The following is a 20342-nucleotide window of genomic DNA, read 5'->3' as shown; positions in this document are numbered from 1 at the left end:
CTCGCCCGGCGCCGCCAGCGGCCCCGTCACGAGCCGGTGATGGCCAGGGTTGAGCCGCCCTGGTCGGTGCGGCGCACAGTGATGCGGTCCGGGATCTGCTCGCGCAGCTCGGCGACATGGGAGACGAGGCCGACGGTCCGTCCGCCTTGGCGCAGTTGGTCGATCTGCGCCATGACCGCGCTCAGGGTGGCGGGATCGAGAGTGCCGAAGCCCTCGTCGATGAACAGGGTGTCGAGACTGACCCCGCCGGACTCGGCGCTCACCACGTCGGCCAGCGCCAGTGCCAGCGACAGTGAGACGTAGAAGGTCTCCCCGCCGGACAGGGTCTTGGGGTCACGGGCGCGCCCCCGGCCGTGCTCGTCGAGGTGATCGACGACGGCGAGCCCCAGGCCCTTGCGGTGGGCGCGGGACCCGGACTCGTCATCGACTCGGATGAGCTCGTAGCGCCCCGAGGAGATCTGGGTCAGGCGCTCATTGGCGAAGACCAGGACCTCCTCGAAGCGGCTGAGCAGCACCCAGGAGGACAGTGGCGTGCTCGCCGGATTGTTGCCCCTGGCCAGGTCGGCCACGTTCAGGAGGGTCGCGGCATCTCCGATGACTGCTTCATAGTCCCCCGCCGCAGCGGCGACCGCGGCCGCCGCTGCCTCCACCTGGCGATGGGCCTCTTCGGCCCGGGATGCGACGTCGGCCGCCTGGCGGAGCGTGGTCGTGGCGGCATCATGGGCCTCGCGCGCCGCGGGCAGGGGGTCCTGGTGATCCTCCGACAGGGCGGCGATTCGTGGGGCGGCCAACTCCTGGGCGACGCGCGTGCGCTGCGCAGCGGCCTCGGTCACCGCCTTCCTCAGTGAGTCCAGCTCGCCCGCCGCAAGGGCGGCCTCGCGGGCCGCGCTCTGGCATGCGAATCCCTCGCTCCTCAGTGCGGACATCGCCTCGTGGAGGGCCTGCTCCGCATCCTCGAAGGCTCCTCGGGCCTTGGACACGGCGCCCGCGACGCTGTGGGCCTCGGCTGCTGCCAGGCGCAGGTCCTGGCGGCGCGCGGCGATTGACGGCCAGTGTCCGCGGGCATCCTGGCAGGCGGCGAGGTCGGCGTCGTGGGCCTCGCGCATGGCCTTGACCCGCTCGGCCACCTCCGCCATGCGGGCCTGAAGGCGGGACTGCTCCTCGCGCAGGGATCGCGCCCGGTCCTCATGCTGCCTCAGGAGTGCGCGCAGACTACTCAGCGAGGCGGCGCGCTCACGGGCCTGCCTCAGCGCGGCCCGCGCCTGGGCGAGAGCGGCGGCAGCCTCCTCGGGGGAGGCGCCCTCGGCCTCCCGCTCGGCCCGGTCTCGGGCGTGCTCGGCGGCGTCGTGCTCGCGGCGGGCGAGGTCCAGGGCGTCCGCCGCGGACCTGGAGGCCTCCTCGGCGGCCTCGATATCCGCCCGAGTGGTGGGCCCATCGCTCGCGATGGTGGCGGGGGAGGGGTGCTCGGTGGCGCCGCAGACCGGACAGGGCTCGCCGTCGCGGAGCTCACCTGCCAGGGTCCCGGAGGTGGAGGAGATCCAGGAGCTTCGGGTGGCCAGGACCCGCTGAGCGGCCTCGCGGGCGTGCTCGGCGGCTGCCAGCAGGGCATCCTTCCTGGCCGCCGCCTGCTTAAGGAGCGAGGGAACCGAGCGCGCCGCCTTATCACGGGAGGCAGCCGCCTCCTCGGCTGCGACAAGGCCATCGATCCGGGCTCCTGCCTCCTGCGCCCCCTCGACCTGTCCACGGAGGCGCTCCGCCTCCTGGGGCCAGGTGACGGTGAGCTCCTCGTCAATGGCCTTGACGCGTGCCTGCATCGGCCCCAGCGAGGCGTGAAGCTCCTCCGCCTCGGATCGCCGCTCGGACAGGCCCGCCTCGATGCGCGCCAGGGCGACCAGCTCCCCCTCCTCCTGGGCGAGGCCGGCGGCCAGCTCCTCCAGGGCGGTGGGCGCCTCGATGCCCGCTCCCGCCTCAGGGCCTCCTGGAGCGGACGGGCCATGCGGTACGGCACCTGCGCCCGGCGCTGGGGCGGGATCCGCCGGCCCGTGGGGCTCGTCGCTGCGCATCGCCTCCCCCAGTCGCTGCCATGCCGCCTCGGTCTGGGCGAGCAGGGGCGCTGCGGCGTCCGCGGTCCGCAGGTGCAGGGCTGCCACATGCGCGGGGGCATCGTCGTCGGGCCCGCCCAGGCGAGCCCGCAGTGCCTGCAGCGCCTTCCCGGCCGTGGAGGAGGCGCGGCAGGCCGCGTCCAGTGCGGGCACCACCCGGGCGGCGCGCTCGGCGACCTCCAGGCGCGCGGCGCTTTCGGCGTCCTGCTCCTGCCGCTTGGCGAGCTCGGCCTGCTCGGCCAGGAGCTCGGCCCGCCGCTCGAGCGCCGCATGCGTGCTGTGCGCGGCATCCAGCGCCTCTCGGGCGCCTCGCTCCTGCTCGGCGGCGGTCGCACGGCGCTGACCCGCCTCCTCCACGCGCGCGGCGGAGGCCTCCTGGAGGGCCTGCGCCGACTGGCGCATCGCGGTCGGGTCGGGCGCTGCCTGGCGCGGCATGAGCGCCTCGGTGGTCTCCCCGGCGAGTCCGACGGCCTGGGTCTGGGGCAGAGCGGCGAGCTGCGCGCCTGCCGAGGCCAGGGCGGCACGAGCCGCCTCGACCCGCTTGCGCTCGGCGCCCGCGTCCTCGGCGAGCTGCTGCTCGATCCGCTGGTAGAGGCCGGTGCCGAAGACGTCGCGCAGAAGCTCCTGGCGCTCGGCGGAGGGGGAGCGCAGGAAGCGGGCGAACTTCCCCTGGGGGAGCACCACGGTCTGCGTGAACTGCTCCCTGCTCAGGCCCACGGCGCGGGTGATCTCCGCCCCGGCCTCCTCGGCGCGCGTGACCGGATCATCGAGGGCATCGCCGTGGACTGAGGACAGGCGCCAGAGCTTGACGGTGGCTCCCTGGGTGGTGGTCCCGGTCCCGCGCTTCTTGGCGCGCTCGTAGGCGGGGGTGCGCCGCACGCGGTAGATGCCCGAGCCCGTGGAGAACACGAGCTCGACGACGCTGGCCACCTCCGGGGAGGCGAGGGTGGAGCGGATGCGGTCCTTGGAGGAGTCCTCCGAGTCCGCCACGGAGCCGTACAGGGCGAAGACGATGGCATCGATGATCGTGGTCTTCCCCGAGCCGGTTGGTCCGGTGAGCAGGAAGCGCCCCGAGTCGCCGAAGGCGTCGAAGTCGATCCGCTCGGTGCCCGGGTAGGGCCCGATCGCGGTCATGGTCAGCGAGTGGATCCTCATCGCGCGCTCCTTGTGGCCGCCCGGCGCCCGTGGTGGTCAGCGCGCGCGGCCTCGTAGGCGCGGCGCAGGACTGCCAGCTCATCCTCATGGGCGCGCCGGCCCGTGACGTCCTCCAGGAAGGCGGCGGTGACGCTCATGGGGTCGATGGCGGAGGTGACGGTGACCCGCTCGCGCTGCGGACGCGGGGGCGCCTCGTGGCTGAAGGCCAGAAGGGTGGGAAAGCGCTCCTTGAGCGTGGCCAGCGCGCCGGGTGGGCGCTCACCGGTGAGGATCACCCGCACCCAGGCCCCGACGGCCCCGTCATGAGCCGGGGACAGGAGCTCGTCCATGGTGCCCCGCACAGTGGTCACGCGATGGGTGAGAGGCACCGGCACGCGCTCCAGGGACTCCACGCCGCTGGGCCCGAGACTCACGATGGTGGAGGACTTGGCCCCGGTGTCATCGAAGGAGAAGGGCAGAGGGGAGCCGCTGTAGACCAGGCGCGGTCCGGGCGCGCCGCCTGGACCGGCGGGGCGCGCGAGCTCCTGGGGACGGTGGAGGTGGCCCAGGGCGACGTAGTCCAGGCCGCCGCTGGCCCCGGCATGCTCCGATCCGCCGAGGCTCGTGAACACGCCCGCCGGCACGGAGTCGACGCCCCCCACGCGGATGTCGCGCTCGGAATCGCTGGCCTGACCGCCGACGACGAAGGCGTGGGCCATGAGCAGGCTGGGCAGGCGGGTGGTCCGGCCCGTCCGCAGCCGCACCAGGTCCGGTGCCACGAGCCGCAGCGCGGCTGAGACGACGGCCTCGTGGGAGCGGGGCAGTGGGGCGGTGCGGCCGGGGAGGTCGTCAGCCTGAGCGCCGTCGAGACCCTCGCCGTCGGCCTCAGGGGTGATCCGCTCACCGAGGCGCTGGGCGAGCAGGGGAGGGAGGGACTCCCGTGCGGCATCCGGATCCAGGTAGGGCAGGGCGTGGACGATGAGGGCATCGCGGCCATCGGCGTCGGGCAGGAGGATGCCGCGGTCCAGGCTCTGCACGCGGGCCCGAATGGTCAGTCCCTCGCGCAGCAGGTCCGCGCCGAACCCCAGGCGCCGGGCGGAGTCGTGATTGCCGGGGGTCAGGACCACGCGGGTGCGATCGGACAGGCGCCGCAGCGTGTCATCCAGGAGCCGGACGGACTCGGTGGGCGGGATGGCACGGTCGTACACATCCCCGGAGATGACCACCGCGTCGATGCTCTCCGCGGCGACCAGCTCGACGAGGTGGTCGGCGAAGGCGGCGTGGGCGTCGTCGAGCACCCGGCCGTGGAAGGTCCGGCCCAGGTGCCAGTCCGAGGTGTGCAGGATCCGCATGGCCTCACCCTCTCACAGGGCGCCGACACGAATTCCGCCCCGTGACGCCGCGCCCTGAGGCTCGCGCCAGGGAACCGCGCACGGCGCGCGGGAGTCAGGCGGCGATGGTGCCCGAGGCCACCAGGCCGACGATGACCAGGCCCAGGATGACGCGATAGATGAGGAAGGAGGTGAACTTGTTGGAGGAGACGAACTTCAGCAGCCAGGCGATGGTCGCGTAGGCCACGATGCCCGAGACCACGGTGGCGATGATCGTGGCCGACCATCCCACGGTGGCGCCGATCTCGTCGGCGGAGGTCACCGCCTGCTGGAGGCCGGCGGCCACCAGGGCGGGGATGCCCATGAAGAAGGACAGGCGCGTGGCCGTCACGCGGTCGAAGCGCAGGAACAGTCCCGCTGAGATCGTGGCCCCCGAGCGGGAGATGCCGGGAAGGACCGGGGCCAGGGCCTGGAAGCAGCCGATGATGAGGGCGTCCTTGATCGTCACGTCCCGCATGCCCTTGGTCAGGTTGGTCTGACGGTCGGCCAGCCACATGACGGCCGACCAGATGATGAGGGCGCCGGCGATGATCCACAGGGACCGGGCGGTGACCTCGATGAAGTCCTCCAGGAGCAGGCCCACCACGGCCACGGGGATCGAGCCCAGGATCACGCCCCAGCCCAGGGTGTAGTCCGGGTCGCTGCGCTCGGGCTTGGAGACCAGGCCCTTGCACCAGGCCACGGCGATCCGCACGATGTCGCCCCAGAAGTAGATGACGGCCGCCAGGATCGCGCCGATCTGGATGACCGCCGTGAAGGCGGTCATCCCCGCCGAGTCGATCTCATAGCCCAGGAGCTTCTCCACGATGTTGAGATGGCCGGTGGAGGACACGGGCAGGAACTCGGTGATGCCCTCGACGATGCCGAGGATGACGGCGTGCAGCCAGTTCAATGGAACTCCCAGAGGTTGAGCGGGACGGGTGGGGCGGGTGGCCCGGGTGGCAGGCTACCGGCGCCGGGGTCGCCAGAACATGCCGGTGGAGCATCCTCGGCTGTGGCACCGCCCTCAGAGCATGGCGCGGCGGCAGGTGGGAGGGTCGGGCACAACCAGACGCAGTCAGTCCGTCAGTCCGTCTCCGTGCCCAGGTGCTCCATGACAGCGCCGTGCAGCAGGGTGTTGGAGGCCACCGCATTGCCGCCGAAGGGCCCGGCCTGCCAGCTCAGCGAGGTGAAGGTGCCGCCCGCCTCGGTGACGATGGGAACCAGTGCCGCCATGTCGTAGAGCTCCAGCTCGGGCTCGGCGGCCAGGTCGACGGCGCCCTCGGCCAGGAGCATGTAGGACCAGAAGTCGCCATAGGCGCGGGTGCGCCAGCAGGCCTGCATGAGGCCCAGCATCCCGCGCAGCCGCTTGGCCGTGGCCCAGCCCGACAGGGAGGAGTAGGACAGGGAGGCATCGGCCAGGTGGGAGACCCGGGAGACCGACAGGCGGCGCGCGGAGCTCAGGGAGCGGCCCGTCCAGGCGCCGCCGCCCTTGACCGCCCACCAGCGGCGCGTCATCGCCGGGGCGGAGACCAGGCCGACGACGACCTGGCCGTCCTCGACCAGCGCGATGAGCGTGGCCCACACCGGGACTCCCCGCACGAAGTTCTTGGTGCCGTCGATCGGGTCGATGACCCACTGCCTGGGGGAGCGGCCAGTGGTGGGCATCTCCTCGCCCAGTACTGAGTCGCGGCCCCGGGCCCGCCCCAGGTGCTCGCGGATGGCGCGCTCGGCCTCCCGGTCCGCCTCGGTGACCGGGGTCAGGTCCGGCTTCGTCTCCACGGTGAAGTCCCGGGCGTCGAATCGGGCCTGGGTCAGGCGATCCACCTGGTCGGCGATCATGTGGGCCAGGTGGAGGTCGTCGCGCCACCGGCGCTCGGTGACCGGGGGCGTGGGGGCGGCGGTGTCGCTCATGACACCACGGTAGCGGGCGGGGGTGAGGCTGGCCCGCAGCCCGGGCGCAGATGGTGACCTGTTCTGTGTCCTTGTGTCCTTGCGTGTACAGGGGTACCCCGCGCTCGCCTGACTGATCGCCGTCGACCTCAGGAAGCAGCCATTGAGTAGGTCTCGCGTCCCAGCCAGCGGATCGTGCGCGACGTCGACGTCGATGAGAGCGCTGTCTCCGGCGAGCGAGGAGAGGGGCTCATCGGTGGGGCGGTCGAGGTCGGCCAGCGCTTCGCCGGTGGTCACTCCGGCAGGCGGTCCTCAGTAGGGTATCGCCCATGGTCAGCATGTCTGACGGGGCTGGATCGCCCTGCTCGATGAACTGCGTGTGCATGGGTCTACTCGCGGCCTGGGCTTTGCATGACGCCGAGGAGCTGGTGACGATGTCGCCCGCCTCTGCGCGCACGCTGCGGCGCCTGCCCCGGGCGGTTCCCATGACCGAGGGCTTGCGCGAGCGCGGCGTCTCCCAGGAGCATGTGACCCTGAGCATCGGCATCATGGCGGTGATCGTCACAGCAGTCAGCCGTCGGGGCATCCGCAGTGGCGGTGCTTCGCCCCTATTCCGGGGCGCTGTGCTCGCCTTCGGGGTTCACGGGCTGCTCCATATGGCTGGAGCCGCGGCTCTGCGCGGATATGCCACCGGCGTGGCAACCAGTCCCACCATCGTTCTGCCCTACTGGATCTGGGCGCGCCGTGGACTGTCCGATATCGACCGGAGTGCGGTTCTCGCCGCTCTGAGCGTGGTTCCACTGCTGTCCGTGGTTCACGGCGCAGCGCTGGCGGTCCTGGGAGAGCGCTCGGTACGCGGATGGCGGCAGGCCGGGGCGTGACGTTGGCCCGCTGTGCCCAACCCCACCATTACTGGAGGGGCCGGTGAGGAGGAAGGCGGTGGTCGGCGTCGTGCCTGACCCAAAGCGGGTTTGACGATCCGCGCGGGGTCAGCACTCAGGGTCGCGGGTGGCCGCAAGGCCGTCCCGCATGGAGTTTCCGAAGGGACTCACCGAAGTTGGCGCACCTGTTACCGCTTCGTTATTGTGGTGACCATGACACAGGACTGGGAAGATGACGAGCCCTCCGGCGGCATAAAGCGGGATGACGTCGTCGCCGCAGCCCTGGAGATCGGCGTGGACGCCTTCACCATGGGGAAGGTGGCCAAGCGACTGGGAGTGCAGCCCGCCGACCTGCGCCGGGCGGTGGCCTCTCGCGACGATCTCCTGGCCGCCTGCATGGAGCGCGTGGCCGCCGGCCTGCGGCTGCCTCGTACGGGGCTGGACTGGGCCGATCACCTGCGCTACCTGGCCGACTCCATCTGGACGATGCTGGAGCACTACCCCGGCCTGGACCACACGCTCATCGACATTCCCTGGGCCGGGGTCCCCTTCGCGCCCGCGGTCAAGCGCTCCCATACCGCGTTGGTTGAAGCGGGCCTGGCCGAGGCGGACGCCTACCTGGCCCTCGACCACCTGGTGGGCATCGTCCTGACCGCCCACCGCTCGGCGGCCGCCCTGCGCGGCCCCGCCGGACCCGGGCAGCGCGGCATCGATGCGGCGACCCAGGTGTGGGACGAGTACTACGGGCAGGACGGGGCGACCTTCGGGGTCGAGGGGGTCCAGGGCTTCGGCCCGCGCAGCAGCGATCTTGCCGCCCTCAGGCCCCAGGAGTCCTGGGCGGATGCGGCCTCCCTGGGAACCAAGATCGAGATTCTCATCGAGGGGCTGCGCGCCAGCACCGCGGTGATGGCCGCCGGCCCGGGCGCACACGGCGCCGCCTCAGCAGACTCCCCGCACGCAGCACAGGAAACGGAGCCACCTATGAACACCCTCGTCCTCGTCTTCCACCCCGACATCGAGAACTCTCGGGTCAACAAGGCCCTGGCGGCTCGGGCGGAGACTCTCGGCGGCGACATCACCGTGCGGTACATGTACGACATCTACCCCGACTTCACCATCGATGTGGAGGCCGAGCAGCAGGCGCTGCTGGCCGCCGACCGCATCGTGCTGCAGTACCCCATGTACTGGCTGTCCACCACCCCGCTGCTCAAGAAGTGGCTCGACGACGTGCTGACCTTCGGGTGGGCCTACGGGTCCACCGGCACCGCCCTTCACGGCAAGGAGCTCCTCCTGGCCGTCTCAGTGGGCGGGTCCGGCAGCGCCTACGGCCGTGAGGGCGCGCATATCTTCACGGTTCACGAGTTCCTGCGCCCCATGCAGGGCACCTCCCGGGTCATCGGCACCAAGTACATGGTGCCCTTCTTGTCGGTGGGCGCCCTGGAGATCACCGACGAGGCCATCGCCCAGCGCGCCGAGGACTACGCCGCCGTGCTCTCGGCGAGCAAGTTGCCGGTTCTCGATATCTTCGGCTGAGCGCCCGGCGCTCACGGGCGCGGATCAGGGTGCATCCCGCTCAACGGCAGCGGTCAAGGAGTTATTGGCGGCCACGCGCGAGTGCAGGGTGCGCCATGCCTCCGGGACCCTGGCCAGGTCCATCTCCAGGACTGCGCGCTCCCCGCCCAGTTCCATGGCGCGCTCGTAGTACCAGGACTTGTACTCCACAATCTCCAGGGCGCTGCGGAGCCGGTCGATCTGCTCCAGAATGTCCTGGCGTCGCTGCCTGAAGAGGACCAGGCGCTGGGGCAGCGTGGCATCACCCTCGGAGAGCCAGGACATGTACTGACGGATTCCCCTAATCGGCAAACCGGAGGTCTTGAGACAGACGATCATCTCCAGGGCCCCCAGATCCTCATCGGTCAGCCGCCTGTTTCCTCCGGTTGTGCGCGACAGCGTGGGCAGGAGGCCCTCCTTGTCGTAGTAGCGGATGGTGGAGGTGGCGATGCCCATTCTGCTGGCCGCCTCTCCGATGGTGTAGGTCATGCGCTTTCTCCGATCCTGGGGCTGCGCGGATGGGCGGATACGGGATCCTGTGAGGGAGGTCATGCGATCGCATATCGATTTGAACCTCACTTCAACGTTAATGATGGTCCCGCGGCGGGACAAGCACGCCCGGCACCAGTTGCGCTCATCGCGCTCCTGCGCCGCCTGCCACCGACCTATCGAGAGGATCCCTCATGGCCCAGGACGGCAACTACATCTTCGATCTCGACCCCTCCGTTGAGCGCCGCCACGTTAGCTTCGCCAACCGCTACGGCATCACCCTGGCAGCGGACCTCTATGTGCCTCGAGGAATCGGCGAAGAGGCCTCGCTCACCGGGGTCCTGGTCGGTTCCCCCTATGGTGCGGTCAAGGAGCAGGCCGCCGGCATCTACGCCAACGAGCTGGCCCGTCGGGGGTATGCCGCCCTGGCCTTCGACACCTCCTACAACGGCTACTCCGAGGGCAGCCCCCGGCACGTCTCGTCCACCGACGTCTTCGTGGAGGACTTCCACGCCGGCATCGACTACTTGGGCACCAGGTCCTTCGTGGACCGCCAGCGCCTGGGCGTGGTGGGCGTGTGCGCCTCCGGTGCCTTCGGCCTGACCGCCGCCCAGGTGGACCCGCGCATCAGGGCCGTGGTCAGCGTGTCCATGATCGACATCTCCGCCAACTTCCTGCCCCTGTACTCCGACGCCGAGGCCAGGCGCGCCGCTCTGGCCGACCTGGCCGAGCAGCGCTACCTGGACTTCGGCTCCCCCAGTCCGGCGATGGCCGCCATGGGCTCGCCCATGACCTTGAGCGAGGACAACCCCATGAGCGAGTTCGGCGCCTTCTACTGGAGGGAGACGGGGCATCATCACAACTCCACGACTCAGTTCACGGCCACCTCGAACCTGTCCTTCATGAACTTCCCCGAGCTGTCCCACCCCGACTGGATCGAGGTGCCGGTGCTCACCGTGGTGGGCGAGCAGGCCGCGACCCGTCCCCTGTCCGAGGCGATCCACGAGCGCCTGACCACCGACAAGCGCCTGCTCGTCGCCCCCGGGGCGGGGCACGTGGACCTCTACCACCGCATGGATCTCATCCCATTCGAGCAGATCGACGCCTTCCTGTCGGAGTCGCTGTCCCGGTGAGGCCGCTGGTCCGGGCCGGCGCCTCCTGCGGAGACCGCCCCGGACCTCGCCGTGCGGCACCAGGAGAGGCGAAGGAGTCATGAGAGCGATGGGACTCAAGGAGACATCCACCATCACCGTCCCGCCCACCCGGTCGAGGGGCATCCTGGTCGCGCTCATCGTGTTCAGCATGCTCATCGCCGCCTGCGTACCGCAGTCTCGACCGACCAACACCGATGAAAGACCTCAAGGGAGCACGATGACATCCTCGCCGTCGGGTACCTATGCCCCCGGAGCCTCCGGCGATCAGAGCGCAGAGGCAGGCGATATCCCCTACACCACTGAGGAGATCACTGCGAGCAGTGAGGGCCGCACCATCTGGGGCCGCGCCTATATCCCCGACACCCCGGGACCGCACCGCCTCGTCATCTTCGCCCATGAGTTGGGCACCAGTCATCGCACGGGGGAGGGGTACGCGGAGTACTTCGCCTCGCGGGGCATCGCCTACTACGTCTTCGACTTCCCCGGCGGCTCCATCTCGGGAAGTCGTTCCCAGGGCTCGACGACCGAGATGTCGGTGCTCACCGAGGCCCGGGACCTGGAGGCCGTCGTGCATGAGGCCCAGGGCTGGTCATGGGTGGACCAGGATCGAATCCTGCTGCATGGAGGGAGCCAGGGGGGCTTGGTGGCGGCCGTGACCGCCACCCGGATCCCCGATGAGATCGCCGGGATGGTTCTGGCCTATCCGGCCTTCATCATCCCCGATCAGTTGCACAGCGACTTCGCCAGCCTTGACGATGTGCCCCAGACCTTCCGCTATATCGACTGGATCGACGTCGGTCGCATCTACGCCGAGGACATGTGGGATTACGACGTCTACTCCGAGATCGGTGCCTACAGCGGCCCCGTACTGCTCCTCCACGGTGACCGCGACACCACGGTCCCGGCCAGTTACTCCGAGCGCGCTCACGAGGTCTACCCCAACTCGACCTACGAGGTGGTCCCGGGAGGCGGGCACGAGTTCTTCGGAGATGCCTTCGTGACAGCCGTCAAGGACATGGACGGATTCTTCGCCGACCTCGACCTCTATCAGCACTGATCCTGCCGGGTCGACCCTGGCCCTGCGAGGCGACGCCGAGCGGCGATGCTGTCATCGCACCGCACCGCGAGCGATTTGAATCAATCAACAACCCCGACTACAGGAGGAATGATGAAGACACTCGTCATCCTGGCCCACCCGCGCTTTGAGTCATCGCGCGTCAACCGGGCGCTGGCTGAAGCCGCCGAGGGCGAGCAGGGCGTCACCGTCCGCCGCCTTTACGAGCTCTACCCCGACGGCGTCATCGACGTCGAGGCCGAGCAGACTGCCGTGGAGGCCGCCGACCGGATCGTCCTGCAGTTCCCCATGTACTGGTACTCCTCGCCCTCCCTGCTCAAGCAGTGGCAGGACGACGTGCTCACCCACGGATGGGCCTACGGCTCGAAGGGCAAGGCCCTGGTGGGCAAGGCCCTGGTGGGCAAGGAGCTGCTCATCGCCGTGTCCCCGGGTGCCGAGGAGTACGGCCGCGAGGGCGCCTTCACCTACACGGTGACCGAGCTCCTGCGACCCTTCCAGGCCACGGCCAACCGGTGCAACCTCACCTACGTCGAGCCCTTCGCCACGATCGGCTCCATGAGGATCTCGGATGAGCAGCTCGCCGAGCGCGCCCGGCAGTACGCCGCCGCGCTCACCGCACCCCGCCCCGCACTGGATCGCCTGGGCTGAGACGGGCCCCAAGGGCCCGATGAAGGCTCGTCGGGGACGGCGATGGCCAACGATAGGCTGCCGGCGTGCTTGAGATCGTTGCCTATCAGGCGGGCTGGCGCCGTGAGCTCCTGGAGTTGTCGCTCAGGGCATGGGAGCCCGTCTTCCCGCAGACTGAGGCCGCAGTTCCCACCTTCGTCTTTCGCTCGTTCTATCCGGAGGGCTGGAGGGCGCGCCAGAGGGCCGACCTGTCCGCAGTGCTGGACCAGGAGAGTCAGGGCGTGGACGTGGCCGTGCTCGACGGCAGGCCAGTGGGCTGGGTCTGCACCCGTCTTCATCCCGAAGACCGCATGGCCGAGGTCTACGTCGTGGTCGTGGACCCCGCCTTCCAAGGCCAGGGGATCGGCCGCGCGCTCATGGAGCGCTCCATGGAGCGGGCGCGCAGCGCCGGGATGAGCATGGTCATGGTGGAGACCGGAGGCGATCCGGGGCACGCGCCTGCACGGGCCTCGTATGAGGCCCTCGGATTCCAGCGCTGGCCGGTGGCCCGCTACTTCAAGGACCTCTCTGAGGGATGACCGAGAGCGGAGAACAAGGACACGGTTCCCAGGAGATTAGGGAGCACGTCCACGCGACAGTTGATCAGGGGCGCAGGAAGACCTTGATGTCCTTGCGCTCATCCATCGCCCGGTAGCCTGCTCCGGCCTCCTCCAGGGGCAGGCGGGAGGTGAAGACCTTGCCGGGATTGATCTCCCCGGCCAGGATCCGCTCGATGAGATCGGGCAGGAAGCGGCGCACCGGGGCAGGCCCGCCCAGCAGACTCACCTCGGCGAAGAAGAGCGACTGCCCGTCCAGACTCACGCCATGGGAGACCCCCACATAGCCCACATGGCCGCCGGGTCGGCAGCTGGCGATGGCCTGCTCCATGGAGACCTGATTGCCCACGGCCTCGACCACGCCGTGGGCGCCGTATCCGCCGGTGAGCTCGCGCACTGTGGCGGCGCCCTCCTCGCCGCGCTCGGCGATGACGACGTCGGCCCCGAACTCGCGGGCCAGGGCCGCTCGGTCCTCGTGCCGGGAGAAGGCGATGACCTGCTCGGCGCCCAGCGCCTTGGCGGCCAGGACGGCCGACAGCCCCACGGCGCCGTCGCCGACCACCGCGATGGTCTTGCCGGGGCCCGCCTGGGCGGCCACCGCGCCGAACCAGCCGGTGCCCAGGACATCGGAGGCGGCCAGGAGGGAGGCGATGACATCCTCATCCTCGGGCTTACCGCCGGGAACCACGACGAGCGTGCCGTCGGCCTGGGGCACGCGCGTGTACTGGGCCTGGGTGTCGCCCATGAAGCCGCCGTTGGCGCAGCGCGACTGGAAGCCGTCCACGCAGATCTCGCAGGTGTTGTCGCTCAGGCAGAAGGAGCCGACGACGAAGTCCCCGGGCCTGACGTTGGTGACATCCCGGCCGACCTCGACGACGGTGCCCACGTACTCGTGGCCCATAGGGCGGCCGCCCTCGGGGAAGTCGGCGTCGATGCCCCGGTAGGGCCACAGGTCGGAGCCGCAGATGCAGGCGGCCTCGACCTTGAGGATGGCGTCGCCGGGATCCACGATGCTGGGGACCTGGCGGTCCTCGACGCGCACATCGCCAGGGCCGTGCATGACGACGCCGCGCATGGTGGTGGGTAGAGCAGGAGCAGAAGCGGCCACGGGACTTCCTCTCATCAGGATTCGTTGATGCGTGCCTGTGCATCCAGCCTACGCTCGGGCGGCACCGCCGCCCAGGCCCCGACAGCGCTCCGCGTCGGTGTTCTCCACGCGCTGAGCCTCGACGGGTCGCGCCGCGGGTCCGGCTCCTCGGCGCTCGTGCCCGGGCCGCGCCCCTCCCATCAGTGCCGATGAGAGGGGTCTCAGCCCCGGCCCCTCCGCCGGATCGCCTCCGGCTCAGTCTCGGTTCGCCTGGCCCGCCTCGTGAAGGGCGCGCATGCCCCCTGCGAGGTTGATGAGCTCGCCGCGGTAGCCGACGGCGCGCAGGGCCTCGATCGCCCGACGCGAGCGGACCCCGGCCGCGCAGACGACGACGGTGGGCCGCCCCTCATCCAGCTCGTCGGCGCGCTGGATGACCTCGCCCAGGGGGATGTGCCGGGCTCCGGGCAGCGGATCGAGCGCCACCTCGACCTCCTCGCGCACATCGAGCAGCGCCGGGGCGTGGGGACCGGCCAGCAGTGTTGCCAGCTCGGCGGGGCTGATCTCGTCGTATTCCATCGCGGGCGGGGCGGTGGGGCCTTGGATGTTGGGCGTCGCAGTGGATTGAGCGGATTCAGCGGTGCCGGGGCCTGTGGCGCCGGGCTCGCCGTGGGGGCGCGCTGCCGTTCCGGGCGCTGGGCAGCCATCCTCGTGCGGGACCAGAGCGGTGATGGTGGGGTGATCCCCGCACAGGGGGCAGTCCGGGTTGCGGGCCACGGCGACCTCCTGGATGCGCGCCCCCCAGACGTCGAGCATCTGGATCCTGCCGATGAGCGGTCTCCCCCCGCCCACGATGAGCTTGAGCGCCTCGGCGGCCTGCATGGTGCCGACGATCCCCGGCAGCACCCCCAGCACCCCGGCCTCCGCGCAGGAGGGCACTGAGCCCGGCGCCGGCGGCTGGGGGTGCAGGCAGCGGTAGCAGGGCCCCCGGCGCGCGTCGAAGACCCCCACCTGGCCATGGGAGCGCAGCACCGCGCCGTGGATGAGCGGAATGCCCATCAGCGCGGTGGCATCGGCCAGCAGGTATCGAGTGGGGAAGTTGTCGGTGCCATCGATGACCAGATCCCAGCCGTCCAGGAGCTCCAGCGCATTGTCCCCAGTGACCCGCATGCGCTGGGCGATCACCTCCACGCCCGGGTTGAGGCCGGTGATGGCGGTGGCGGCAGAGTCTGCCTTGGGCGTGCCCACCGCGGACGTGGTGTGGATGACCTGGCGCTGCAGGTTGCTGAGATCCACCTCGTCGTCGTCGATGATCCCGATGGTGCCCACGCCGGCCGCCGCCAGGTAGAGGCCCGCCGGCGATCCCAGGCCCCCGGCCCCCACCAGGAGGATGCGGGCCGCGCGGATGCGCTGCTGGCCCACCAGCCCGACCTCGGGGACCAGGGCGTTGCGGTGGTAGCGCTCCAGCTCCTGGCGGCTGAGGGGAGCCAGGCGCCTATCGGCGATGATCGGGGCCGCCGACTCCGCCGGCACCGCCCCGGATACGAGCCTGTCCCGGCCGCCCAGTCCTGCTATGCGCTCAGTGCTGGTCATGGTCCCCTCCCGGATGCTCGCTCATGCCTATATCCTGGTGCACCGGCCGGCCCAGGATGCGCACCTCGACGGCCTTGACCACTGCCCACAGCTGCTGGCCGGCCCTGACGCCCAGGTCGGCTACCGCTGCCGCGGTGATCGTGGCCCGCAGCGACTGCTCTCCCAGGGCGAGCTCGACCCCCACCAGGGCCCCGGCGCGCTCGATGCCCCGCACCTTGACGGCCAGGACGTTGCGGGGACTGCCGGTGGGTGGGCGGTGGTAGAGGGCCACGGCGTCGGGCGGCACGAGGGCCACTCCCGGGCCCCCGGCCTCCATTTCCGCCGTCTGCTCCTCATCCTGGGGGCGGCCATGCAGGAGCATCCCCGGGGCCAGTTCCAGGGCTGGGGCCTGCCGGGAGCCGGCCAGGCGGCCCGACAGGACGGTGGTGCCGGTCAGGCGCGCGGTGAAGTCCGTGGCCGGGGCGGTCAGCACGTGTGCGGCCGGGCCCCGCTCGACCACCCGCCCATGCTCCAGGACGACGATGTCGTCTGCCAGGGCGGCCACGTCGAGGACGTCGTGGGTGACCAGCACCGCGGTCAGCCCCCGGTCGCGGGCCCGGCGGGCGATGAGGGCGCGCACCTCCTGCCGGGCGCCCACATCCAGGGCCGCCATGGGCTCATCGAGCACCAGTGCCGCCGGGCCGGTCGCCAGCGCGCGGGCCAGGGCCACGCGGGCCGCCTGCCCACCGGAGAGCTCCGATCCGGGGCGCTCGGCCAGATGCCCGGCGCCCACGGCCTCCAGCTCGGCGCGGGCGCGACGGCGGGCCCGCGCCCTGCCCAGGCCCTGGCAGCGCGGCCCGAAGGCGACGTTCTCCAGGACCGACATGTGGGTGAACACTCCGGGGCTCTGGGCGAGCAGCGCCACGTCGCGCCGGCCCGCGGGCACGAAGGCCCCGGGGCCGTCCAGGACCCGGCCGCCCAGTCTCACGCTGCCGCCCGCGGCATCGAGCAGTCCGGCGACCACGGCGCACACCGTGGACTTGCCCGAGCCGTTGGGGCCGATCAGCGCCGTCGTGCATCCTGCGGCCACCGTCAGGTCGATGGCGATCCCGCGCTCCCGGTTGGAGAAGGAGACCTCCAGGTCCCGCCCCCTGCCCGCGGCCGCGGGCCCCCGTTGACTCTCCGGATGGTCCATGGGACCAACGGGATCCGGGTCCGGCTCGGGCGCGCCGGGAGCGGGCGGGCCTGCGGCGCCGTCGGCCCGGGGCGTCGCCACCAGCCGGTCCCAGCGCACCGTGGTGGCCCCCACCACCAGGAAGGACAGGCCGATGAGCACCACCGCCAGGGCCAGGGCGGTGGGGGTGTCCGACTCCCGCTCCAAGTAGATCGCCAGCGGCATCGTGCGAGTCACCCCCTGCCTGGAGCCGGCGAAAGCGATGGTGGCCCCGAACTCACCCAGGGCCCGCCCCAGGGCCAGGGCGGTGCCGCGCGCCAGTGCCGGGGCCACCAGGGGCAGGGTGATGCGCAGCAGCACCCGCCACGGCCCGGCGCCCAGGGTGCGGGCGATGTCCTCGGAGCGGGTGTCGCGGCTGCGCAGCGCCGCCTCCAGCGTGACCACCAGGTAGGGCATGGCCACGAAGACCTGGGCGACGATAACGGCGGTCGTGGAGAAAGCGATGGTCATTCCCCAGGCGTCCAGGTGGGCGCCCAGCAGGCCGCGCCGGCCCAGGGTGGCCAGCAGGGCGATGCCGGCCACCACCGGAGGCATGGTCATGGGCAGGACCGCCAGGATCCGGGCGATCCGCACCCCCGGCCAGGAGCGCGCCAGGAGCAGGGCGAGCGGCACCCCCAGGGCCACGCTGATCACGGTGGCGGCCAGGCAGGTGCGCACCGAGAGCCACAGGGCCTGCTGGGCGCTCGGAGAGGCCAGGAGCTGGGGGAGCTGCGGCCAGGCCACACGCGTCCCCATGCCCACCAGGGGCAGGACGATGGCACAGGCCCCCAGCGCCGCCAGGAGGACGACGGCTGCGGGCAGGGGCGCGCGCACCGCCCGTGAGCGCCTGAGGCGGGCGCCCGCGGGCCGTTGCGCGCCGGCGGATGACGTGGATGACAACGGTGACAAGAGCATGGGAGCTGGTGCGCTGCGGTAGGGCCGGCAGGAGGAGGCCTCCTGCCGGCCCCGCGGTCAGCCGGCCTTGGTGGTGCTGGCCGTGCCGGCAGGCGTGCTGCTCGCCGAGCCTGAGGCGCCGGCTGAGGCCCCGGGGGCTCCGAAGCCGTGCTCGGTCAGGACGGCCTGGCCCTCCTGGCTCAGGACGTAGTCGATGAAGACCCGCGCGCCCTCGGCGTTGGCGGGCTTGGCGGTGGGCGCGATCGGGTAGTGGTTGATGACGCCGCCGTCGGGGATCGAGATCGTCTCCACGCCCTTGGCTGCGGCCGCGTCGGTGGTGTAGACGATGCCGGCGTCGGCCTCCCCGCTCTCGACCTTCCCGCGCACGTCGGTGACCTTCTGCTCCTCGGAGACCGGGTCGAGGGTCACCCCCAGGGCCTGGGCGAGCTTGGCGGTGGCCTCACCGCAGGGGACCTCGGGGGCGCAGATGACCAGCTTGGCGTCCGTCAGGGAGGAGTCCAGGCCGGTGACGCCCGCGGGGTTGCCCTCAGGGACGATGAGGGTCAGGACATTGGTGGCGAACTCGGTGCTCTGGCCCACCAGGGACTGGTCGGTGGCGTCCTTCATCGTGGATTCGTTGGCGGTGGCCAGGACGTCGGCCGGGGCGCCGCCGGACAGGGAGGCCACCAGGTCCTGGGATCCCTGGAAGTCGAAGGTGATGCTCAGATCCGGGTTCTCCTTCTCGACGGCGGCGCCGATCTCCTGGAAGGCCCCCTGCAGGGAGGCTGCCGCGAAGACGGTGAGCTCGCCGCTGGCCGCCTGCGGCGCGGCTGAGCCCGCGCCGCTGGAGGATGAGTCGGTGGCCTGGGATGAGGAGCCCGCGCCGCAGGCGGCCAGAGCCAGGGCGGGGACGAGGGCGAGGGCTGACAGTGCGGTGCGTCGTGGCAGGCGCATGGCGGGTTCCTTTCATGAGTGGCGATTGCGAGGCCGATCCGCCGCCTGCGGCTCGGCCCCCCCGGGCGTCGTCCTCCGTCATGCCGGAGTGCATGGGTCGACGGCGCCGCCGCCAGGATAGATGAGAGATGCGCCACGAGACGTGGCAGGGCCCGCCCCGGATGGGCGGGCCCTGCCATGAGCTTGTTGGGGGTAGCGGATGCACCGAGGAAGCGAGAAGGACTGTGCCTCACGCCCCCTGGGAGGGGGCGGTGTCGTTGCTGCCCTGGTTGCCGGTGCCCTGGGTGTGGACCGGCTGCCAGCCGCGGCGGGTGCGGGCCGTGGCGGCCGACCCCTCCCGGGAGCGGTAGACCACATAGGGCCGCGAGACGTAGCCCACCGGCGCGGAGACGGCATGGACCAGCCGGGTGAAGGGCCAGATGGCCAGGAGCAGGAGGCCCGCCACCACGTGCATCTTGAAGGATAGGGGAACATCGGCCATGAGCTCGGGCTGGGGCTGGAAGGTCAGCACCGAGCGCAGCCAGGGGCTGATGGTCTCGCGGTAGTCATAGCCGTGGGCGTCGAAGAGCTGGTTGGACACCGTGGCGATGGTCCCCAGCAGCACCGGCACGATGAGGAAGCAGTACATGACCAGGTCGTTGCGGGTGGTGGCCAGGCGCACCGACTTGACCACCGCGCGCCGGTAGATGAGGCCCACCAGCCCCAGAATCGTCAGGACCGCGGCCAGCGTGCCCAGGTAGGTGGCGCCCAGGTGGTACAGGTGCTGGCTCACCCCCACGGCCTGGGTCCAGGATTTGGGGACTAAGAGCCCCACCACGTGCCCTCCGGCCACCATGAGGAAGCCCAGGTGGAACACCGGGGAGGAGGCGCGCAGCAGGCGCGACTCGTACCACTGCGAGGAGCGGGACGTCCACCCGAACTGGTCGGAGCGCCACCGCCAGATCATGCCGGCCCCCAGCAGGAACAGGCAGACATAGGGCAGGGCGACCCACAGCAGGTTCTGCTCAAGCGGGCTCATGACGGGACCTCCTGGACGGCGGGCTGCCCGATGCCGGGCATGACTGGGTGCTTGGCGGGCAGGGTCGGGAAGGGCAGGGTGTCGGTCACCCCCACGGTCTCGGTGGGCGGGCCGGCCGCCACCAGGGCCCGGATGCGCTCAGCGGTGGCCTCATCGATGCGCGGCAGGGTCATGGAGACCGCCTCGACCAGCAGCCCGTAGGGGGAGTCGGCGTCGGCCAGGGCCGAGCGCAGCACCTCGATGCCCTCCCGGTGGGAGGACAGCAGCGCGTCGGCCACCTCATCGCCGCTGCGGGCCGACAGCTCCAGGACCACCGGCAGGTAGTCGGGCAGCTCATCGCTGGTCATCTCGTAGCCGGCCGCCGCCAGGGCCTGCTTGAAGGCCAGGATGGCCGCCCCCCGGTGGCGGGTGTCGCCCACCGCGTAGTAGGTCAGGTACAGGCAGCAGCGCCGACGACGATCGAAGGTCTCCACATAGTGCTCGGCCATGGTCCGCTCCCCGCGCTCGCGGGCGATGGCCACGAACTCCTCCAGGGGCAGGGCCACCGCGGCGGGCAGCCCCGCCGGCCCCGCCAGCTCAGCCTCGACGGCGTCCAGGCGCGGGCCCAGCGTCCCCTCATCGGGGTAGTCCAGCAGCAGGGAGGCCGCCATATGCACGGTGGCTCGCTGGGCCGGCTCCAGATCGACCTGCGCCGGCGGCTCCAGGACCCGGGGGGCGCGGATGAAGGAGACCATC

General features: G+C 71.3%; 17 protein-coding genes. 6 read left to right on the top strand and 11 right to left on the bottom strand.

The genetic code is table 11. From position 1 onward, the window contains the following. Nucleotides 1-26 precede the first annotated feature (26 nt). The 4 genes from EL266_RS13925 to EL266_RS12435 all read right to left on the bottom strand — a co-directional run bounded on the left by EL266_RS13925 (nt 27) and on the right by EL266_RS12435 (nt 6520). Nucleotides 27-3257 (bottom strand): AAA family ATPase, encoded by a 3231-nt coding sequence (locus EL266_RS13925; protein ID WP_026426552.1) that lies wholly within the window; start codon nt 3255-3257, stop codon nt 27-29. After that, a complete protein-coding gene (locus EL266_RS12445; protein WP_026426553.1) occupies nt 3254-4588 on the bottom strand; it encodes a metallophosphoesterase family protein in 1335 nt (444 codons plus the stop codon). The genes EL266_RS13925 and EL266_RS12445 overlap by 4 nt, the downstream gene beginning before the upstream one ends. A 94-nt stretch (nt 4589-4682) precedes the next feature. Continuing rightward, nucleotides 4683-5519, bottom strand: a complete 837-nt coding sequence (locus EL266_RS12440) for an undecaprenyl-diphosphate phosphatase (protein ID WP_026426554.1) — start codon at nt 5517-5519, stop codon at nt 4683-4685. A 173-nt stretch (nt 5520-5692) separates the two neighbouring features. Beyond that, entirely contained in the window at nt 5693-6520 is an 828-nt protein-coding gene (locus EL266_RS12435; RefSeq protein WP_026426555.1) for an inositol monophosphatase family protein, read from the bottom strand. Nucleotides 6521-6828: 308 nt separating this feature from the next. Here EL266_RS12435 and EL266_RS12430 point away from each other — a divergent pair, with 308 nt between their 5' ends. Together EL266_RS12430 and EL266_RS14000 are read left to right on the top strand one after the other, a co-directional pair. Next, complete coding sequence (locus tag EL266_RS12430) at nt 6829-7380, top strand: HXXEE domain-containing protein (protein WP_197719247.1); 552 nt, start codon at nt 6829-6831, stop codon at nt 7378-7380. Nucleotides 7381-7593: 213 nt separating this feature from the next. Continuing rightward, nucleotides 7594-8913 (top strand): NAD(P)H-dependent oxidoreductase, encoded by a 1320-nt coding sequence (locus EL266_RS14000; RefSeq protein WP_331852926.1) that lies wholly within the window; start codon nt 7594-7596, stop codon nt 8911-8913. A gap of 24 nt (nt 8914-8937) precedes the next feature. Here the strand turns inward: EL266_RS14000 and EL266_RS12420 are convergent, their stop codons facing one another. Beyond that, complete coding sequence (locus EL266_RS12420; RefSeq protein ID WP_026426557.1) at nt 8938-9420, bottom strand: MerR family transcriptional regulator; 483 nt, start codon at nt 9418-9420, stop codon at nt 8938-8940. Nucleotides 9421-9614: 194 nt separating this feature from the next. Here EL266_RS12420 and EL266_RS12415 point away from each other — a divergent pair, with 194 nt between their 5' ends. The 4 genes from EL266_RS12415 to EL266_RS12400 all read left to right on the top strand — a co-directional run bounded on the left by EL266_RS12415 (nt 9615) and on the right by EL266_RS12400 (nt 12854). Then, a complete protein-coding gene (locus tag EL266_RS12415) occupies nt 9615-10553 on the top strand; it encodes an alpha/beta hydrolase (protein WP_026426558.1) in 939 nt (312 codons plus the stop codon). Nucleotides 10554-10632: 79 nt separating this feature from the next. After that, a complete protein-coding gene (locus EL266_RS12410) occupies nt 10633-11631 on the top strand; it encodes an alpha/beta hydrolase family protein (protein ID WP_084500547.1) in 999 nt (332 codons plus the stop codon). Nucleotides 11632-11742: 111 nt separating this feature from the next. After that, nucleotides 11743-12297 (top strand): NAD(P)H-dependent oxidoreductase, encoded by a 555-nt coding sequence (locus EL266_RS12405; protein ID WP_026426559.1) that lies wholly within the window; start codon nt 11743-11745, stop codon nt 12295-12297. Nucleotides 12298-12362: 65 nt separating this feature from the next. Next, nucleotides 12363-12854, top strand: coding sequence for a GNAT family N-acetyltransferase (locus EL266_RS12400; protein ID WP_026426560.1), 492 nt, complete (start codon nt 12363-12365; stop codon nt 12852-12854). 64 nt (nt 12855-12918) lie between these two features. Here EL266_RS12400 and EL266_RS12395 read toward each other — a convergent pair whose 3' ends face one another. The 6 genes from EL266_RS12395 to narJ form a co-directional block, all read right to left on the bottom strand. Beyond that, nucleotides 12919-13947, bottom strand: a complete 1029-nt coding sequence (locus tag EL266_RS12395; RefSeq protein ID WP_051281014.1) for a zinc-dependent alcohol dehydrogenase family protein — start codon at nt 13945-13947, stop codon at nt 12919-12921. A gap of 267 nt (nt 13948-14214) precedes the next feature. Continuing rightward, nucleotides 14215-15549 (bottom strand): molybdopterin-synthase adenylyltransferase MoeB, encoded by a 1335-nt coding sequence (gene moeB, locus EL266_RS12390; protein ID WP_084500548.1) that lies wholly within the window; start codon nt 15547-15549, stop codon nt 14215-14217. Then, a complete protein-coding gene (locus EL266_RS12385; protein WP_051281015.1) occupies nt 15536-17656 on the bottom strand; it encodes an ABC transporter permease in 2121 nt (706 codons plus the stop codon). The genes moeB and EL266_RS12385 overlap by 14 nt, the downstream gene beginning before the upstream one ends. Before the next feature lie 57 nt (nt 17657-17713). Further along, a complete protein-coding gene (gene modA / locus EL266_RS12380; protein WP_084500550.1) occupies nt 17714-18589 on the bottom strand; it encodes a molybdate ABC transporter substrate-binding protein in 876 nt (291 codons plus the stop codon). Between the two features lie 229 nt (nt 18590-18818). Continuing rightward, nucleotides 18819-19607 carry a respiratory nitrate reductase subunit gamma gene (narI, locus tag EL266_RS12375; protein ID WP_026426563.1) on the bottom strand — a complete coding sequence of 263 codons (789 nt, stop codon included), beginning with the start codon at nt 19605-19607 and terminating at the stop codon, nt 18819-18821. Beyond that, on the bottom strand, nt 19604-20341 hold the full coding sequence (narJ, locus tag EL266_RS12370; protein ID WP_026426564.1) for a nitrate reductase molybdenum cofactor assembly chaperone: 738 nt from the start codon (nt 20339-20341) through the stop codon (nt 19604-19606). The genes narI and narJ overlap by 4 nt, the downstream gene beginning before the upstream one ends. Nucleotide 20342: the final 1 nt, after the last annotated feature.

Source organism: Actinomyces slackii (assembly GCF_900637295.1).
GTDB classification, from domain to species: domain Bacteria; phylum Actinomycetota; class Actinomycetes; order Actinomycetales; family Actinomycetaceae; genus Actinomyces; species Actinomyces slackii.
The sequence above is the reverse complement of the archived record's forward strand: the minus strand, read 5'-3'. Positions and strand labels throughout refer to the sequence as shown.

Bases quoted from the DNA above. Each gene is read 5' to 3' on its own strand.
- EL266_RS12435 (WP_026426555.1), bottom strand. From the start codon at position 6,520: ATGAGCGACACCGCCGCCCCCACGCCCCCGGTCACCGAGCGCCGGTGG.
- EL266_RS12395 (WP_051281014.1), bottom strand. From the start codon at position 13,947: ATGCGCGGCGTCGTCATGCACGGCCCTGGCGATGTGCGCGTCGAGGAC.
- modA (WP_084500550.1), bottom strand. From the start codon at position 18,589: ATGCGCCTGCCACGACGCACCGCACTGTCAGCCCTCGCCCTCGTCCCC.
- EL266_RS12410 (WP_084500547.1), top strand. From the start codon at position 10,633: ATGAGAGCGATGGGACTCAAGGAGACATCCACCATCACCGTCCCGCCC.
- narJ (WP_026426564.1), bottom strand. From the start codon at position 20,341: ATGGTCTCCTTCATCCGCGCCCCCCGGGTCCTGGAGCCGCCGGCGCAG.
- EL266_RS14000 (WP_331852926.1), top strand. From the start codon at position 7,594: ATGACACAGGACTGGGAAGATGACGAGCCCTCCGGCGGCATAAAGCGG.
- EL266_RS12385 (WP_051281015.1), bottom strand. From the start codon at position 17,656: ATGCTCTTGTCACCGTTGTCATCCACGTCATCCGCCGGCGCGCAACGG.
- EL266_RS12405 (WP_026426559.1), top strand. From the start codon at position 11,743: ATGAAGACACTCGTCATCCTGGCCCACCCGCGCTTTGAGTCATCGCGC.
- EL266_RS12415 (WP_026426558.1), top strand. From the start codon at position 9,615: ATGGCCCAGGACGGCAACTACATCTTCGATCTCGACCCCTCCGTTGAG.
- EL266_RS12420 (WP_026426557.1), bottom strand. From the start codon at position 9,420: ATGACCTACACCATCGGAGAGGCGGCCAGCAGAATGGGCATCGCCACC.
- moeB (WP_084500548.1), bottom strand. From the start codon at position 15,549: ATGACCAGCACTGAGCGCATAGCAGGACTGGGCGGCCGGGACAGGCTC.
- narI (WP_026426563.1), bottom strand. From the start codon at position 19,607: ATGAGCCCGCTTGAGCAGAACCTGCTGTGGGTCGCCCTGCCCTATGTC.
- EL266_RS12445 (WP_026426553.1), bottom strand. From the start codon at position 4,588: ATGCGGATCCTGCACACCTCGGACTGGCACCTGGGCCGGACCTTCCAC.
- EL266_RS13925 (WP_026426552.1), bottom strand. From the start codon at position 3,257: ATGAGGATCCACTCGCTGACCATGACCGCGATCGGGCCCTACCCGGGC.
- EL266_RS12430 (WP_197719247.1), top strand. From the start codon at position 6,829: ATGGTCAGCATGTCTGACGGGGCTGGATCGCCCTGCTCGATGAACTGC.